The sequence below is a fragment of the Bradyrhizobium sp. S3.12.5 genome, assembly GCF_040548225.1.
GTDB classification, from domain to species: Bacteria; Pseudomonadota; Alphaproteobacteria; order Rhizobiales; family Xanthobacteraceae; genus Bradyrhizobium; species Bradyrhizobium cytisi.
In genome coordinates, this window is sequence record NZ_JBEPRF010000005.1 from 195,364 (window position 1) to 211,820 (window position 16,457).

15 protein-coding genes are annotated in these 16,457 nt (G+C 64.0%); 7 read left to right on the plus strand and 8 right to left on the minus strand.

The features are described 5' to 3' along the window. The first annotated feature begins 15 nt into the window (after positions 1–15). A complete protein-coding gene (locus ABIC09_RS08915) occupies positions 16–1,521 on the plus strand; it encodes a glycosyltransferase family 39 protein (protein WP_354109035.1) in 1,506 nt (501 codons plus the stop codon). A 21-nt stretch (positions 1,522–1,542) separates the two neighbouring features. Here the strand turns inward: ABIC09_RS08915 and ABIC09_RS08920 are convergent, their stop codons facing one another. Beyond that, positions 1,543–2,403 carry a glycosyltransferase family 25 protein gene (locus ABIC09_RS08920; protein ID WP_148751540.1) on the minus strand — a complete coding sequence of 287 codons (861 nt, stop codon included), beginning with the start codon at positions 2,401–2,403 and terminating at the stop codon, positions 1,543–1,545. A gap of 89 nt (positions 2,404–2,492) precedes the next feature. Here ABIC09_RS08920 and ABIC09_RS08925 point away from each other — a divergent pair, with 89 nt between their 5' ends. Beyond that, a complete protein-coding gene (locus tag ABIC09_RS08925) occupies positions 2,493–4,493 on the plus strand; it encodes a glycosyltransferase (RefSeq protein ID WP_354109036.1) in 2,001 nt (666 codons plus the stop codon). A gap of 18 nt (positions 4,494–4,511) precedes the next feature. Here the strand turns inward: ABIC09_RS08925 and ABIC09_RS08930 are convergent, their stop codons facing one another. Together ABIC09_RS08930 and ABIC09_RS08935 are read right to left on the minus strand one after the other, a co-directional pair. Continuing rightward, entirely contained in the window at positions 4,512–6,398 is a 1,887-nt protein-coding gene (locus ABIC09_RS08930) for a CHASE2 domain-containing protein (protein WP_354109037.1), read from the minus strand. A gap of 48 nt (positions 6,399–6,446) precedes the next feature. Next, on the minus strand, positions 6,447–6,989 hold the full coding sequence (locus ABIC09_RS08935) for a FecR domain-containing protein (protein ID WP_354109038.1): 543 nt from the start codon (positions 6,987–6,989) through the stop codon (positions 6,447–6,449). Between the two features lie 610 nt (positions 6,990–7,599). On the opposite strand from ABIC09_RS08935, the gene ABIC09_RS08940 reads away from it, so the two are divergent. Beyond that, positions 7,600–8,676, plus strand: a complete 1,077-nt coding sequence (locus ABIC09_RS08940; RefSeq protein ID WP_354109039.1) for a DUF2778 domain-containing protein — start codon at positions 7,600–7,602, stop codon at positions 8,674–8,676. 7 nt (positions 8,677–8,683) lie between these two features. On the opposite strand, the gene ABIC09_RS08945 is transcribed toward ABIC09_RS08940, so the two are convergent. After that, positions 8,684–9,313 (minus strand): glutathione binding-like protein, encoded by a 630-nt coding sequence (locus ABIC09_RS08945; RefSeq protein ID WP_354109040.1) that lies wholly within the window; start codon positions 9,311–9,313, stop codon positions 8,684–8,686. Positions 9,314–9,324: 11 nt separating this feature from the next. Further along, the gene (locus ABIC09_RS08950) at positions 9,325–9,918 is read right to left on the minus strand and encodes a cysteine hydrolase family protein (protein ID WP_354083846.1); all 594 of its coding nucleotides are present in this window, start codon (positions 9,916–9,918) and stop codon (positions 9,325–9,327) included. A gap of 129 nt (positions 9,919–10,047) precedes the next feature. On the opposite strand from ABIC09_RS08950, the gene ABIC09_RS08955 reads away from it, so the two are divergent. Further along, a complete protein-coding gene (locus ABIC09_RS08955; RefSeq protein WP_354083845.1) occupies positions 10,048–10,881 on the plus strand; it encodes a LysR family transcriptional regulator in 834 nt (277 codons plus the stop codon). A gap of 125 nt (positions 10,882–11,006) precedes the next feature. Then, on the plus strand, positions 11,007–11,753 hold the full coding sequence (gene lepB / locus ABIC09_RS08960) for a signal peptidase I (RefSeq protein ID WP_354109041.1): 747 nt from the start codon (positions 11,007–11,009) through the stop codon (positions 11,751–11,753). Positions 11,754–11,864: 111 nt separating this feature from the next. Here the strand turns inward: lepB and groL are convergent, their stop codons facing one another. Then, positions 11,865–13,505 carry a chaperonin GroEL gene (gene groL / locus ABIC09_RS08965; RefSeq protein ID WP_148751550.1) on the minus strand — a complete coding sequence of 547 codons (1,641 nt, stop codon included), beginning with the start codon at positions 13,503–13,505 and terminating at the stop codon, positions 11,865–11,867. Between the two features lie 45 nt (positions 13,506–13,550). Further along, a complete protein-coding gene (locus ABIC09_RS08970) occupies positions 13,551–13,865 on the minus strand; it encodes a co-chaperone GroES (RefSeq protein WP_027518760.1) in 315 nt (104 codons plus the stop codon). 389 nt (positions 13,866–14,254) lie between these two features. On the opposite strand from ABIC09_RS08970, the gene ABIC09_RS08975 reads away from it, so the two are divergent. Further along, entirely contained in the window at positions 14,255–14,542 is a 288-nt protein-coding gene (locus ABIC09_RS08975; protein ID WP_148751551.1) for an usg protein, read from the plus strand. Between the two features lie 167 nt (positions 14,543–14,709). Further along, positions 14,710–15,285, plus strand: coding sequence for a cupin domain-containing protein (locus ABIC09_RS08980; protein WP_354083843.1), 576 nt, complete (start codon positions 14,710–14,712; stop codon positions 15,283–15,285). A gap of 115 nt (positions 15,286–15,400) precedes the next feature. Here the strand turns inward: ABIC09_RS08980 and ABIC09_RS08985 are convergent, their stop codons facing one another. Continuing rightward, positions 15,401–16,321 (minus strand): LysR substrate-binding domain-containing protein, encoded by a 921-nt coding sequence (locus ABIC09_RS08985; RefSeq protein ID WP_354109042.1) that lies wholly within the window; start codon positions 16,319–16,321, stop codon positions 15,401–15,403. Positions 16,322–16,457: the final 136 nt, after the last annotated feature.

Here is a 16,457-nt window from a genome sequence, read left to right on the forward strand (position 1 = left end):
TGCAAGGAAGCTTGTATGGGCGGGGCTGACGCGCGGATCGTCCGCAATACGGCGCTGGTGATTCTTGCGCTGGTCGCACTGCGGCTGGTCGCGGCCGCCTTCACCCCGATCACCTTCGACGAAGCCTATTACTGGATGTGGTCGAAGAACCTGGCGGGCGGATACTACGACCATCCGCCGATGGTGGCTTACGTCATCCGCGCCGGCACCATGATCGCCGGCGACACCGAGCTCGGTGTTCGTCTGGTCTCGATCCTGCTCGCGCTGCCGATGAGCTATGCGATCTATCGTTCGGCCGCGATCCTGTTCGGCGGTGCCCGCGTGGCGGCGACCAGCGCGATCCTGCTCAACGTGACGATGATGGCCTCGGTCGGCACGCTGATCGTGACGCCGGATGCGCCGCTGCTGGTCGCCTCCAGCTTCGTGCTGTTCTTCCTCGCAAAAGTGCTGGAGACCGGTCGCGGTATCTGGTGGCTTGCGGTCGGCGCCGCAATCGGCGCGGCGCTGCTGTCAAAGTACACTGCGATGTTCTTTGGTGCCGCGATCCTGATCTGGCTCGCCTCCGTGCCGAAACTGCGGCGCTGGTTCCTCTCGCCCTGGCCCTATCTCGGCGGCCTCGTCGCGCTCGCGCTGTTCTCACCGGTGATCCTCTGGAATGCGGATCATCAATGGGTCTCGTTCGTCAAGCAGCTCGGGCGCGCCAGGATCGAGGATTTTCGCCCGGTCTTCATTGCCGAGCTGATCCCGACCCAGATTGCATTTGCGACCCCGCTGGTCTTCATCCTTGGCGCGATGGGGCTCCATGCGCTGACCTGGCGCCGGGCAGGCGCGCTCGCCTCGCGCGTGCTGATCGAGACGATGTTCTGGACCATCGTCGCCTATTTCGTCTGGCACTCGCTGCACGCCCGCGTCGAGGCCAACTGGTTTGCGCCGGTCTATCCGCCGTTCGTCGTTGCCGCCGCTGCCGCAGCCAACCTCGTACAGTGGAAACCGCGTGCGCGACGCCTGGTGGATTTTTGCCTGCGCTGGGCCGCGCCCACCGGCATCGTGATGTTTGCCGCACTGATCCTGCAGGCCAATACGGGGCTGCTGTCCGGCTATCGCCGCGATGCGACCGTGCGCAGCGTCGGCGTCGGCTGGCGCGAGCTCGCAGCTAACGTCGAAGCGGCGCGTGTCCGCAGCGGTGCGCCTTGCGTGCTCACGCCGGATTACGGCACCACTGGCTGGCTCGCCTTCTATCTGCCGCGCGGCACCTGCGTGGTGCAGCAGAACCAGCGCATCCGCTGGGTCAACATGCCCGAGCCCGATCCAAAGCTGCTCGCGGGCAAGCTGATCTATGTCGACGAGCTGCGCCCCGGCGGCCATCCGTTCCTGAACGACCTCTTCACGCAGGTGACGCGTGTCGCCGAGCTGCAGCGCAAGCGCGGCCCGCTCATGGTCGAGACCTACGGCGTCGATCTGCTTGAGGGCGCCAAGGGCGATGTGCTGGACCGCTCGCCGCCGCCCGAACTTCTGCCCTGAACCGGGCGCACCTCGCGGCACTCACCAGCGGGGAATTTCACCGGTCGGAACGGTTGTCGAGACGGCGTTGTTGTTTTTGGGAATGACAAGCGGGCTGAGGCAGGCGAAGGCCTCGATCGAATTGTAGATGAAGTTCATCATGCCATCGACCCCCATGACCGGGATCGTGCGACCAAGCGCTGCAACCCGAAGAAACCGGTTTTCCATCGGAAAGCAGAGCTCCAGAAGTCTCTTCGCGCCTCGGGGCGAAACCGCATAACCTGCCGTGCCGAAGCAATTGACGAGCCGAAACGCGGCGACCTCTGCGCTTGACCTCCGAAAAACCGCCGCGCTTTCGTCGCTTGGCTGCTTGGGCGTGAACACCATCTCGGACTTGAAGCCGGGCGTCAGCTCAAGTTCGAGAACGGAGTCCGTATTGTAGCCGAGCGCGACGTAATCCCAGTCTTTGAGACGGCGAAGGAAATCCAGACGCTCGGTGATGTCATCGCGGACAATCGCATCGTCCTCGAACACGAGCGCCGGCACTTCGGATTGAGCCGTCTGTTGCCAGATCCGGAGATGTGAGGCCGCGCAGCCGACGGCACCGGGCGTGAACTGTGCTCCGGGCACAACCAGGTTCATCCCAAGCGCATCCTGCGATGAGAACGATGCGCCATCGGACGCCTCAAATCGTTCGAAGGCGATCTTCGACCCGGCATTCAGTCTCAAGAAGCTTTCGTACTTCTCCGGCTGACGGTTGAGGTTGACGACAAAGTTCTTCATGCAAGGGCCAGCTTCAAAGATCGGATAAAGCGCCGATCGCTGGTTGAGGCATATCAACCGCTCCCTTGATTCGCCACGCGCCGGCGTGCCGAGGCGAAGGCGGCGCCCAGCTTCGAGCAAGCTCCAGGGAATAATTGAGAATCGGCAACCTTCCTGCAGGCTCGGGAATCGGGTTGCTGCCCGCTCTCCCTTGATCCGGAAGGTCCCCGATGAATTATCACGACGGCACTCTCGCAAGAGCAAACGAGATCTCGACAGAGCCGTCTTCGCCGACGCGGGATGAATACTACAAGATCTGCCTTCAACACTTGAAAACGGGTGAGCTTGAGCAAGCCGAAGCCCGTTGCCGGGAAGGGCTGGCCTCAGACGCGAACCATGCCGGCTTGCTTCATCTGATGGCTGGCGTGTCCCTGCTCAACGGGAATTACGACGCCGCCGTGGAATGGGCTTGCCGCGCTCTCACGAACGAGATGAAGGCGACCTATCTCGCAACGCTCGGGACCGCTCTGCAAGGGAAGGGACTTCAAGAACAGGCGTTCGAGGCGTTTCAGCGGGCGGTCGCGCTTGATCCGGTTGACCCGACTGTCTGGGAAAATTTTGGCAACGCCTTGAACAGGGCGGGGCACGTCAACCAGGCGAGCCTTTGCTTTCTGATCGCTCGCGCTTATCAAAAATTGCCATTCCTTGCGGAGTGCCGTTCTGTCCCTCGCAACGGGTGGAATGCGCTCACAAGGCAATTCAATCCGCATCTTCAAAGCCGCCCGGGGTCGGGAGAAGCCCGCGACCCCATTCACTGCTTCTGGTCGAATGCGCCGCTGAGCGAGATGTCGCGTCTCTCGCTTCAATCGATGGTCCGGCAGGGCCATCCGGTGAAGCTGTACACTTACGACAATGTTGGCGCCATGCAGGCACGTGTGCCGCCCGGCGTCATGGTGGTCGACGCCGGAGATCTCGTGCCGGGTGCGATCTACCAGCATGCCGTCCTGAACAGCGAGATCCGCTACTTCAGCGACATTTTCCGCTATGCCGTCCTTCATGAATTCGGGGGCTGGTGGCTCGATACGGACATCGTGCTCGTGAAGCCCCTGGATTTTGGCAGGGAACACGTGTTTTCTGCGCAATGGTCGGGAGTCGAGAACGGGCATGTGTGCGTCGGCGACGTGATGCGCGCGCCCAAGGGCTCGCCTCACATGGCCAATCTGTATGCGCTGTCCCTGCAGCGGCTGTTCAGCGAAAAGCGCGTCGAATACGGCGCGGTGGGGCCGCTGTTGCTGAGCGAATATCTGCTCGTGGCAGGCGATGAGGAACTCCAGTCGTCGATTCTCCCGCCGACGACCTTCAACGCGATCGACTGGCGCGAAGTGGATCTGTTTGCCGCCGAAGGCCGGGCCGGCTTCGATCTCTTGAGCGATCCCCGTGTAACGGGTGTCCATCTCTGGGGAAAAATGTGGGCCGAGAGAGGGCTGCGCTTCGATGCGGTCCCCGAGCAGAGCGTGGCGGGCTATCTCAAGAAGCTGGTGCTCGAGCCGAACTGGTTGACGCAGCTTGCGGCGAAATACGATTCCGACAAGGGCGCGGTCTACAAGGGCCAGCTCGCCCATCACTATACGCGAATCTATCACGAGCTGTTCCGATCGAAGGCCCTTGAACCCATTCGCATCCTGGAAATCGGTCTGTGCCGGGGGCGGGTCGAAGGCTGGACTCAGGATGAGGTGCCGTCGCTGCAGATGTGGCTGGACTACTTCCCGAATGCCGAGGTCATCGGCGCCGACATCGAGGATTTCAGCTGGTTCTCCCATCCGCGGGTCAGGATCCATCGCGTCGATCAGGGCGATCGCAGCATGCTGGAGCAGCTGGCGGCCAAGGAAAAGCCGCTGGACATCGTCATCGACGACGGCTCTCACGCCTCGGTGCACCAGCACCTGACGCTCGGCGTGCTGTTTCCCTCGCTGAAGCCGGGCGGCTTGTTCGTGATCGAGGATCTCGATTGGCAGCCGCCGGAGATCCCGTCCAACGGCGCGCCCCTGGTCAAGGATGTGCTCAACGCCATGAAGGTGAGCGGCTCGTTCACGTCCATCGTCATGACCGAGGCCGAAGCGAAGTTGATCTCGGACGAGGTCGACGAGATCCTCCTCAACGACAGTTTCCGCGAGTTGATGTCGCGCGGCAAGCTGGGCGGCCTGGGCGTGCTGAGGCGCAAGGGGCAATAGGCGGACGCGCCAGCCGCCTCAGTCGATCATCTCGACCTTGGCCGCGGCCTGGCTCGGCCTGTCCTGGTCGCGCCAGAACCAGACGGTCACGACGCCGGAGCGGCCACGGATCTGCGTGTGCAGGGGGCCCGACAGGACACCGTCGGGGGCCCCGTGAAAGTCGGCCGCATCGAGCAGCGCGTCGGTCAATGCGAGCCGCGCATGGTTTTGCGCGGCGACCTCCATCAGCCGGCTCGCGAGATTGACGGTGTCGCCGTTTGCCGTGATGTGCTGGTGGCTCTCGCCGAGACGGGAGGCGACGATCGGGCCGAAATGCGCTCCGATCTTGAACCCGAGCCGGCCGCCGATCGCTGACGGCAGCGACGCCAACCAGCACTCGACGCCGCGATGCAGGTCGATCGCACATTTCAGCGCACGCGCCGCGTCATCCGGCATCGCGCTCGGCAGGCCGAACAGGATCATGGCGCCGTCACCGAGAAAGCTGGTGATCATGCCGCCGCAATCGACCGCGGCCCGGTCGATCAGCGCGTGGAACGCTTGCAGGATGTCCTGGAGTTCGTCCGGATCGATCTGCTGGCTCAGTGCGGTGAAATCGGAGAGATCGATGAAGACGATGGCCGCATCCTGCCGGACCGGCTTCGCCAGGAAATTGGGATCGCGTGCGAGCCACGCTTGCACGGCCGGTGCCTGGAATTGCGCCAGCGACCGGCTCTTGGCGGCGAGATATTGCGTGCGGCGGCCTCCTGCCCACAATTGTACGCCAACGAACAGTGCGACCGGTGGCACCGCAGCCGCGAGCGTGGTCGCGGCATCGAGCCAGACGCCGCGCGTGAACGCGAACAGATTGAGCCCGGCCCAGGCGACCATCACCGCGGCTGCCACGATGAAGCCGACCGCGCTCCGGCGCCAGGCAAGCAGGCCCACCAGCAGCATCGGCAGCAGGATCGCGGTGAGCGCGTCGACGATGTGAACCCTGCGGTCGCGCACGATGCCGTCGCCGGCGACGAGATGCGTGATCGCGGTCGAGATCACCTCGACGCCGGGCATCAGGGAATCGAACGGCGTCGGGAAGAAGTCGCCGCCGCCGGCAACGGCGGCGCCGATCACGACGATCCGGTTCTCGATCGCCTTGCGGTCGAGCGTGCCGTCGAAAATGCTCTGTGCGCTCACGGTGCGGATGGTGCGGCGCGGCCCGTAATAGGTGATCGGCAGCGCAAAGCCGGTGTCGGTCGGCACTGTGCGATCGCCGAGCATGAGATGATCGGGCGCGATCGTCAGTGGCTTGTCGAGTGCGCGGCTTGCGACCCGCAGCGGAAACGACAGCTCGACCTTGTCGCCTGTCCGGAACAGCATCGGCACCGAGAGCGGCGAGCCCGATTGCCCAGTCGCGACGTTGACGATTCCGACCTCGGCGTGATCGGCGAACGCCGGCAAAGGCAGCAGGAAGCGCTCGGCCTGGGGCAGGCCGGCGAGCGGGCCTGCGCTTCCGGACGCCACGGTCTCGCTCGCGCTCGGGAAGATCGCGGCGGCTGCGAGCACCACGGGACCGGTGGCAAGCGTGTGAGCCAGCGTGGCGTCGCCGATCGCGGCGCTGCGGTCGATCAGCAGCAGGTCGATCGCGACGACCTTCGGCTTGAACTGCACGATGGTGTCGACGACGCGGGCGAGGTCGGCGCGCGGCAGCGGATAGCTGCCGCCGCGTTTCACCACGGTATCGTCGACGGCGACGATGGTGACGAGGTCGGGCGGAGCTTGCACGCCGCGGACCTGTGTTCGCCAATCCGTCAGCGTCGCCTCGAGCCGATCGAGAAAGCGCAGATGACCGTTGGCGTGACCCGCATAGATGCCCGCGCCCCACAGCGCAGTGAGGACAAGTGCCACCAGAATTTGAACGCGTCGCTTCATGCCGTCGTACTGCAATCTTCTTTACTATCCCGGCCTGACCGGGCAGGCCTATTGGCCGAGTCTTGCCATCAGCGCGTCGACGCGCGGCTGGCCCCATGTCTTGACGGTCAGCGTCTTGACGGTCAGCGGACCCGCCGCTTCCACGTCGACGCCTTGGCCGGGGCCCAGCACCACGCCGCGTCCACGCGCCGCCCTGCGGGCCACGCCGACACGGCCGTTGGCGACGAACACGGAGGTCTTGGCCTCGGCGACATCGACCGCCCATTTGGTGCCGCGGACGGCGGCGATCGCCTGCGGCGTCAGCACCTTGAAGGGATTGCCGCCGGGCTTCTTGGGCACCTCGACCAGCAGCGCCTTGCTGCTCAACTCCACGGAGTCAATATGTCCGTCGCGGTTGGCGTCGTTCAGTTCAAATCTGGCGCCACTTTCTGCGACGATCGTGATGCCGTTGTTGCAGCGCCAGGTCTGCGTCCCCGCGGCCGATGGTGTTGCCGTGCAGCCCGCATTGGCGGCCTGCTGTGCAATTGCAGATCCGATCAACACAAATGACCACGCCAGGGCGCATAACCCGCCGCGCGAAATCCCTCTCATGCCAGCCTCCCTCTGCGTAGCTATTTTGTCGCTGCGTCCATTTCCAGCCCGGCGCGATCAACTTTCAGTCAAGGCGCGCCGTGCCGCGAGCGATCGTCGCGCGATGTGTGACGTGCGTGATCTGCTGCCGCCGTTGTGCTGACATCTGCAGTTGAACGCACCAGCCTCGCGCAACGTATCCCCGCTATCTTCCGGATATTGATGACCACGAAAACGACTTGGTTGGTGCGTCCAAAGATGCGGACGGAGACGTCCGCCGACCGTGCCGAACCGGCCGAGAAGTATGGTTAACAGCTTCGCCTAAGTCCGTAGTTCTGCGGGCTTTTTTCTCGAAATGGCACAGCGTTAACGACCTGCCCTACATACGCCCGAACTTAATCCGCATTTAACTAAAAGTCGCCTTAATGACGCTCCGACCCTCTGCGAGATGCTGTTCCCGGAACGTGACCAGCGGCACTTCGAAGGGGGACTGAGTGACACCGTCCTGGACGCAAGGCGAATGAGTACGAGTATCGCTGCGCAAAGTTACGCGGCACGGAAGCCCAAGAATCCGAACAGGAATCCGAACAAGAATCCGAATAAGCATTCTCATCGGAAGTCTTCCCGGAAAATGACCACCCAAAACGTGCTCGGCGCGGCCGTGATTGGCTGCGTCGTGCTTGCCGGCTGGACCGTCTACAACAACATCTTCGCCGCCAGCGTCTATCCGACCGTCGGCAGCTCCGGCTACGACGAGCCCGTGGTCAAGCGTGCGCCCAAGGTCGCGCTGCGCGAGGCGGGCGAGGCCATCCGGGACACCTTTGCGCTGCTGCCCGACCGGCTGCAGGTGGCTGCACCGATTTCACGCGAGATGTTCAACGAGCGCTTTGCCGCCGCAGCGACGCAGGGCATCGAGTCCAACGCGGCGAGCGCTGCGCCTGCGGCGAAGGTCGCCGACGCCAAGGAAGCGGCGAAGCCGACCGTCGTCGCCAGGGTCGCAGACGTGCTGAAGAGCCCGGCCAAGGCCGTCGAGAAGATCGCGGACGCCGCGAAGACCAAGCGCGCTGACGCGCCGGTGCAGCTCGCGTCGGCCGATCCGGCCGAGATCGTGCCGGCGCCCGAAGCGAAGCCAAAGTCGTTTGCCGATCGCGCCAAGGCCGCGGTGATGTCGATCACCGGTCCGCGCCAGTCGATGGTGGAGAAGCTCTGGGGCAAGCGCGAGCCGTCCGGCGGCTTGCTTGCTTATGCCTCCGCCGATGCCAGCGTGACCGCTTCGATCGCGCCGAAGGAGCAGAACCCGATGCTGGGCGGCTCGCCGCCCTATGACCGCTCGACCGCGGTCTACGACATCACGGCGAAGACTGTGTATCTGCCCGATGGCACCAGGCTCGAGGCCCATTCCGGCCTGGGCTCCAACCTCGATGATCCCCGTTCCTCGCGCGTGCGCATGCGCGGCGTGACCCCGCCGCACATCTACGAGCTGAAGCCGCGCGAAGCGCTGTTCCACGGCGTGCCGGCGCTGCGGCTGACCCCGGTCGGCGGCGAGAACGCGATCTACGGCCGCGACGGTCTGCTCGCGCACACCTTCATGCTCGGGCCGAACGGCGATTCCAACGGCTGCGTGTCGTTCAAGGACTATTACGCGTTCCTCGACGCCTATCGCAACAAGGGCATCCGCAGGCTCGCAGTGCTGGCGCGGGTCGACTGAGGCGCGCTCAAGCCGCCATGGCCTTGCGCAGCGCCGTCTCGGTGGCGATCGCTTCCCGCACCATGGGCCGCGCCCGCATGCGTTCGAGATAGGTCGACAATGACGGCCATTGCGCGATGTCGACGCCTGCGGCACGGAGCAGCAGCAAAGCCCAGGTGAGATGTGCATCGGCAACGGTGAAGCTGTCGCCGACGAGGAATTCACGATCGGCAAGATGTGCTGCCGGCACCGACAAGGTCTGAGCGATCCTCGCGCGCGGCTTGGCGAGCGAGCCCTCGTCCTTGTACCAGAAGGTCGGAAACAGGAACGCCTTGTGGATCTCGGCGCCGGTGAAGCTCAGCCATTCCTGCAGGCGGTAGCGATCCGCTTCGCCCGGCCGCGGAGCAAGGCCGCGCTCAGGGTTGAGGTCGGCGATGTATTGCAGCACCGCCGCGCATTCCGTCAGCCGCTCGCCGTTCTCCAGCACCAGGACCGGCACCGCGCCCTTCGGCGAGATGCCGCGAAAATCGCTGTCGTCGTCCGCGACTGTCTTGGTCGCGAGATGCACCAGGTGATAGCGCGCATCGAGGCCGGCTTCCATCAGCGCGATGCGGCTCGCAAGCGAGCAGGCCATCGGCGAGAAATAGAGTTGCAGCATTGCTTGCTCCGTTAGGTCAGCGCATCGCCGCGCGCGATAATCGCGAAGCGGTCGGATAGCTCGGCGAGTGCAACCTCGTGGACGGTCCGGGCGTCCAGCGTGCCGCCGCGCCCGTCAGGCAGATCGCGCGTGGCGCAGGCGTCGGCGTCGATCGTGGTGCGAAAGCCGAGGTCGAGCGCGGCGCGCGCGGTAGAGCTGACGCACATATGCGTCATGAAGCCGGCCAGCACGATGTTCTTCCTGTCGGTTGCGGCAAGGCGCGCCTGCAAATCGGTGCCGGCAAACGCATTCGGCAACTCCTTCTCGATCACCAGCTCGCCGGCACGGGGGCTGAGCTCGACGACGATGGCGCCGCGGTCGGCGCCGCGATCGAACAGGCTGCCGGCCTTGCCGCGATGGGCGATATGGATGATCGCGGCTCCGCTCTCGCGGGCCCGTGCCAGAAGTGCAGCCGCCCGCGCGATCGCGGGCCGGGCGTCGGGCAAGGCGAGCGGGCCTGCGAGATATTCGTTCTGGATATCGATCAGCACCAGCGCGGCGTCGCCGAGACGCGGCGGGTTGAGATCGGCACCGGCGAGCTGCAGCAGGGTCTTTGCGGTCGTCATGGTCTTTGACATCTCCGGGGGGAAGAGGCGCTGCAAACATAGCTCCGGGAATGCCTGCCGATATGCAGGGAAATTGCAGCGGGTGGCTGCGATATTGCAGGCTGCTTCCGGCCGGTATAGCCTCGGTCGATGAACTGGGACGATCTGCGCATCATCGCTGCGGTCAGGGACGAGGGCACCTATGCGGGCGCCAGCGCGCGGCTGCGCATCGACGAGACCACGGTCGGGCGCAGGCTGTCGCGCATCGAGCGTGCGCTCGGTTTGCGTCTGTTCGAGGCCGCCGACGGCGTCCGAAGGCCGACGCGGCAATGCGAGGCGGTGCTGGCCCATGTCGAGGCGATGGCCGCACATGCCACCGAGATCGGTCGCCTCAGTGAGAGCCTGGCAGGTCCGGTGGGACGCCTGCGCATCGCCTCCACCAACACGGTCGCCGAGGAGGTGCTGGCGCCGCGCGCGAGCGACTTCCTGCGCGCCAATCCCGGCCTGACGCTGCAATTCCTCACCTCGAGCGAGAACGTCAACTTCTCGCGCTGGGAAGCCGATCTCGCCATCCGGCTGCGCAAGCCCGACAAAGGTGACTTCGCGATCTCCAGGCTCGGCGATATCAGCATCTATTATTTCGAGCCTGTTACGACCGAGGGTGAGCCGGTGCTGTGCGCCTATCCGGACGAGCTCGGTGACATTCCCGAGATGCAATTCCTGCGCACGAGGCAAGCCCGCGCGCGCTGCGTCACCGACAACGTCCGGGTCATCCGTAACCTGATCCGCTCGTATCAGGTCGCCGGCGTGTTGCCGGAGTATGTTTGCGCAGATCTGCTCGGTGATCGCCGCCTGCGCGCGACGCTGCTGCCGAAGCGCCGCGACGTCTGGCTGCTCGTGCAGAACCACCTCAAGCGCGATGCCGCAACGCGGGTGACGATCGACTGGGTGAGAACGTGTTTCCAGGACATGTCGCGCAGTTGATCGCCAGCAGGCGGCCCTTTGAACGCAGCTTGGCAAATTGACGACCAACTCAAGCAGGCCTGGGATTGCGCGCGCCCATAGGTTGCGCAATCCTGTGGCGACGACAATCCCGGGCAGGGCAGGCGATGACCACTCTTGAGAGTACCAACCGGCCGCGCGCCAGATCCAGCGAATGGAAGGCGATCGTCATCCTGATCCTGCTCGTCCCCGTGCTGTGGTCGCCACCGTTCCTGCTTCGAATTTTCCTGTATCAGCCGTTCAACATCCCGTCCGGCTCGATGACGCCCACGCTGGTGGTCGGCGACTACGTCTTCGCCGCCAAATATGCCTACGGCTACGGCCGCTACTCGTTTCCCTTAGCGCCGTCATGGATCTCCGGCCGTTTCCGCGCCGCCGATCCCGCCTACGGCGATATCGTCGTATTCGGGTCGCCGAAAGATACGTCGGTCGATTATGTGAAGCGCGTGGTCGGGCTGCCCGGCGATCGCATCCAGATGCGGCAGGGGCAGCTCTTCCTCAACGACCAGCCGGTGACGCGCGTTGCGCTCAAGGACGTGTCCGCCGGCTCCGCCTGCGGCGGCGAGGTCGGTGCAAAGGTGAAGCGCTGGCGCGAGACGATGCCGAACGGCGCGAGCTACGTCACGTATGACTGTGTTGACAGTGGTTTTGTCGACAACACCGAAGTCTACACCGTGCCTCCAGGCCATTTCTTCGCGCTCGGCGACAACCGCGACAATTCGACCGACAGCCGCTTCAAGTCGGCGATGGGTTTTATTCCGATGGACAATCTCGTCGGCAAGGTGACGCGGGTATTCTGGTCGCTCGATTCCAGAGGCGAGCTGCGCCCGGAACGGATGGGGAAGGTGGGGTAAGGGGCCGTCATTCCGGGCTCGCGCCCAAGCGGGCGCGCTCCGGAATGACGGGCCCAAAACAAAAACCCCGGCATCGCTGCCGGGGTTTCGTAGTCCTCGAGGTCGTTGGACTTAGAAGTCCATGCCGCCCATGCCGCCGCCCGGGGGCATCGCCGGACCGGCGCCGCCCTTCTTGGGCAGCTCGGCGACCATGGCTTCCGTGGTGATCAGCAGCGCAGCAACCGAGGCTGCGTTCTGGATCGCGGTGCGGACCACCTTGGTCGGGTCGATGATGCCCTTGGTGACCAGGTTGACGTACTCGCCGGTCTGGGAGTCGAAGCCGTAAGCGTAGGTCTTGTTCTCCAGGATCTTGCCGACGATCACCGAGCCGTCTTCACCGGCGTTGATCGCGATCTGGCGAGCGGGCGCGGAGAGCGCCTTGCGCACGATCTCGACGCCGGTCTTCTGGTCGTCGTTCTTGGTGCGCAGGCCCTTGAGCTGCTCGGAAGCACGGAGCAGGGCGACGCCGCCGCCCGGGACGATGCCTTCCTCGACAGCCGCGCGGGTCGCATGCATCGCGTCATCAACGCGATCCTTGCGCTCCTTCACCTCGACCTCGGTCGCGCCGCCGACGCGGATCACCGCGACGCCGCCTGCGAGCTTGGCGAGACGCTCCTGGAGCTTCTCACGGTCGTAGTCCGAGGTGGTTTCCTCGATCTGCGCCTTGATCTGGGCCACGCGCGCCTCGATGTCGGCCTTCTTGCCGGCGCCGTTGACGATCGTGGTGTTCTCCTTGTCGATCATCACCTTCTTGGCGCGACCGAGCATGTTGAGCGTGACGTTCTCGAGCTTGATGCCGAGATCTTCCGAGATCGCCTGGCCGCCGGTCAGGATCGCGATGTCCTGCAGCATGGCCTTGCGGCGATCGCCGAAGCCCGGAGCCTTGACGGCCGCGACCTTCAGGCCGCCGCGCAGACGGTTCACGACCAGGGTCGCGAGCGCTTCGCCTTCGACGTCCTCGGCGACGATGATCAGCGGCTTGCCGGTCTGCACCACGGCCTCGAGCAGCGGCAGCAGCTCGTTCAGCGAGGAGAGCTTCTTCTCGTTGATGAGGATGTAGGCGTCGTCCATCTCAACGCGCATCTTGTCGGCGTTGGTGACGAAGTAGGGCGAGATGTAGCCGCGGTCGAACTGCATGCCCTCGACGACGTCGAGTTCGGTCTCGAGCGACTTGGCTTCCTCGACGGTGATGACGCCCTCGTTGCCGACCTTCTTCATGGCGTCGGAGAGGAACTTGCCGATCTCCGCGTCACCGTTGGCCGAGATGGTGCCGACCTGGGCGATCTCGTCGTTCGAGGTGACCTTCTTGGAGTTCTTGACGAGGTCGGCGACCACGGCTTCCACGGCCAGGTCGATACCACGCTTCAGGTCCATCGGGTTCATGCCGGCGGCAACCGACTTGGCGCCTTCGCGAACGATCGCAGCCGCGAGAACGGTTGCGGTGGTGGTGCCGTCGCCGGCCGCATCGGCGGACTTGGAGGCGACTTCGCGCACCATCTGCGCGCCCATGTTCTCGAACTTGTCGTCGAGCTCGATCTCCTTGGCGACGGTGACGCCGTCCTTGGTGATGCGGGGAGCGCCGAACGACTTGTCGAGGACGACGTTGCGACCCTTGGGACCGAGCGTGACCTTCACCGCGTTGGCGAGGATGTCGACGCCGCGCAGCATCTTGTCGCGCGCATCTACGCCGAATTTGACTTCTTTAGCTGACATCTGGATTTTTCCTTGAGGGGTTTAGCTGGGGGAGAGAGGGGGCTGTTAGGCCGCCTTCTTCTTGGAAGCGGGGACGTCGAGGACGCCCATGATGTCGCTTTCCTTCATGATCAGCAGGTCGACGTTGTCGATCTTGACCTCGGTGCCGGACCACTTGCCGAACAGCACGCGGTCGCCGACCTTCAGGTCGATCGGGATCAGCTTGCCGGCTTCGTCGCGGCCACCAGGGCCGACGGCGACGATTTCGCCCTGCGAGGGCTTTTCCTTGGCAGTGTCGGGAATGATGATGCCGCCGGCGGTCTTCTCTTCTGCGTCGATGCGCTTGACCACGACGCGGTCGTGAAGCGGACGGAATTTCATGCAGTCCTCCTAAGTAGTTGCACGGTATGGGAATTTTTAGGCGTTAGCAGTCTGTGCCCACGAGTGCTAGCACAGGCGGGGCTGAAATAGGACAGGAATTTTGCGGGGGCAAGGGCTTCTAGCAGAAAAATCGGCACTCAGAAGGCCTGTCTGCCAGAATCCCTTTACCATCGTTAACCGGTCTTGGAGGGCCCTTGGGGCCGTATTAGCACGGAGCCGCGTCTGCTGCTAACGCATTGAATTTCAACAGCTTGTTAAACTTTTGGGCTTGAGATGGATTGTCAGTTTGCGTCACATTTCTCTCATGTGAGCGCATCTCCACCGGGTGGCTCGTCAGCAGCGTACCGGCAAGCCATCCCTGAATATGCGCTCCTGCAAAGGAGGTTGGCATGGGCTTGCGGGCGGGCGCCGTTTCCGACGATTTCCGGAAACAGCTATTGGGTTACGGGCTGACGACGGCACAGATTCTCTATCGGATGCCGGATCATCCTTCGCTGCTTCAGACCTATGTCTGGCAGAACTACGACATGTTTCCGAAATTCCCGGCGCTGAAGGATTTCCTGGCGTTCTGGGAAGAGAAGCTCGACGGCCCGCTTCACTCGGTGACGGTCGCGCATTCCAAGCTGATCAAGCCCGCCGAGCTGCGCGCCGTGGATGGCGTGTTCCGGCTGAATTGAGGGCTTGGGCGGTGCGGTAGGGTGGGCAAAGGCGCGCACTTCGCGCGCCGTGCCCACCATCTCTTCGCGCTTCCATTTGCAATGGTGGGCACGCTTCCCGCTTTGCCCACCCTACGAGATATGTTTCCGTGCTAGCCTTTCCCGATAACACCAGGGGAGGCCGGCCCATGGCCAAGAAGACAAGCAAGAAAACAAGCAAGAAAACAAAATCGCGCAGCGCAGCCCAGACTGCGGTGAAGAAGCGGAGCGGCGCCAAATCCGCCGCGCGATCCTCCGCGCGCAAAGCCGTGAAAGCGAAGGCGCGCACGACGCCCGCCAAGACAACAACCAAGGCCGCAACGAAGAAACCCGCGCGCCCGAAGCAGCGCATCGCTATCAGCCACCATCGCGAGGAAGATTTCAAAGCCGACGGTCTGCGCGCCTACGCAAAATACCGCGACCTCGGCATCGCCGCTGCAAGCCATGGCCTCGCGCAAGCCCATGTGATCCGCCTGCAAGGCCCCTGCGATCCGGCCGAGGTCTCAAAACTGCACTTCCACGACGTCGACTTCCAGATGGTCTACGTGCTCAAGGGCTGGGTGAAGACCTACATGGACGGGCAGGGCGAGACCTTGATGAAGGAAGGCAGCGCCTGGACCCAGCCGCCGAAGATCAAGCACATGATCTTGGATTATTCTGACGACGTGGAGTTACTGGAGGTGATTTTGCCTGCGGAGTTCAAGACGGTGGAGTTGAAGGCGTAGCGGCCCGACTCGCTCCGTCGTCATTGCGAGGAGCCCTTGCGACGAAGCAATCCAGACCGCCGCCGCGGAAAGATTCTGGATTGCTTCGCTGCGCTCGCAATGACGGGCCCCCCGACTACCGCTCGAGATAGCCCAGCTCCTCGCTCATGATCCTGCGCGCATATTCGCCGAAGACATCGATCAACCGGCCGCGCGCGGCATAGGGCGGATAGAGCAGCGCAATCGTGACGGGGACAGCAGGGTTGAAGGGGCGCGCAATCAGGGCCGCGCCAGAGCTCTCGTCATGCGCGGCAATCGGGTTGATGATGCTGATGCCGAGACCCGCCGCGACCAGGGCGCAGACAGATGCGCCCAGATCGGTCTCGGCAACGACGCGGCGCGTGACGCCGGCCTGCGCAAAGATCATATCGATGCGATCGTGGAGCGGGCTCCCCGTGGCGAAGGAGATGAAGGCCTCATTGGCGAAATCGGCAGGGCGCAGCGTCTTCTTCTGCGCAAGACGATGCGCCTTCGGCATGATCGCGACGCAACGGGTCTTGAGCACCGGCTCGACATGCACCCCCGCAACCTCGCCGTAAAGCATTGCGAGCCCGGTGTCGCAAAGCCCGGAACTGACCCAGTCGTGCACGGCGCTCGCCGAGCCGGATCGGATCGAGATCATCACATGCGGATAGTCGACCTTGAAGCGCGTCGCGATGCGCGTCAGCAGGCCGCCGGCCAGGCGCGGCATCGCCGCAACGCTTAGCCGACCCATGCCGAACGAGCGGATGCTGGCTGCGCTGGTCTCCAGTCCCGCCAGGCCGATGAAAGTCTTCTCGACCTCCTGGAAAAAGCGCGATCCGTCCACGGTCGGACGGAGGCGGCCGCCGCTGCGGTCAAACAGCGGGAATTGCGTGATCGCCTCCAACTGTCCGATCAGGCGGCTGATCTGGGGTTGCGAGGTATGCATGCGCTGAGCCGCCTGCGTCATCGATCCCGTCACGAAGACCGCCCGAAAAGCCTCCACATGCTTCAAGCCCATGCGTCTGGTGGCCATATCAAATCCGTATAAGGGAGTGTGAAACTGGAATTTCATCAGATCGGGCTTTTGGACGATAGTCCAGAGCGTGACGCCGTTCGCACGGAGCCGTCCTGTCGTTGCTCACCGAGCGCGGACGGCGGCACGGACATTT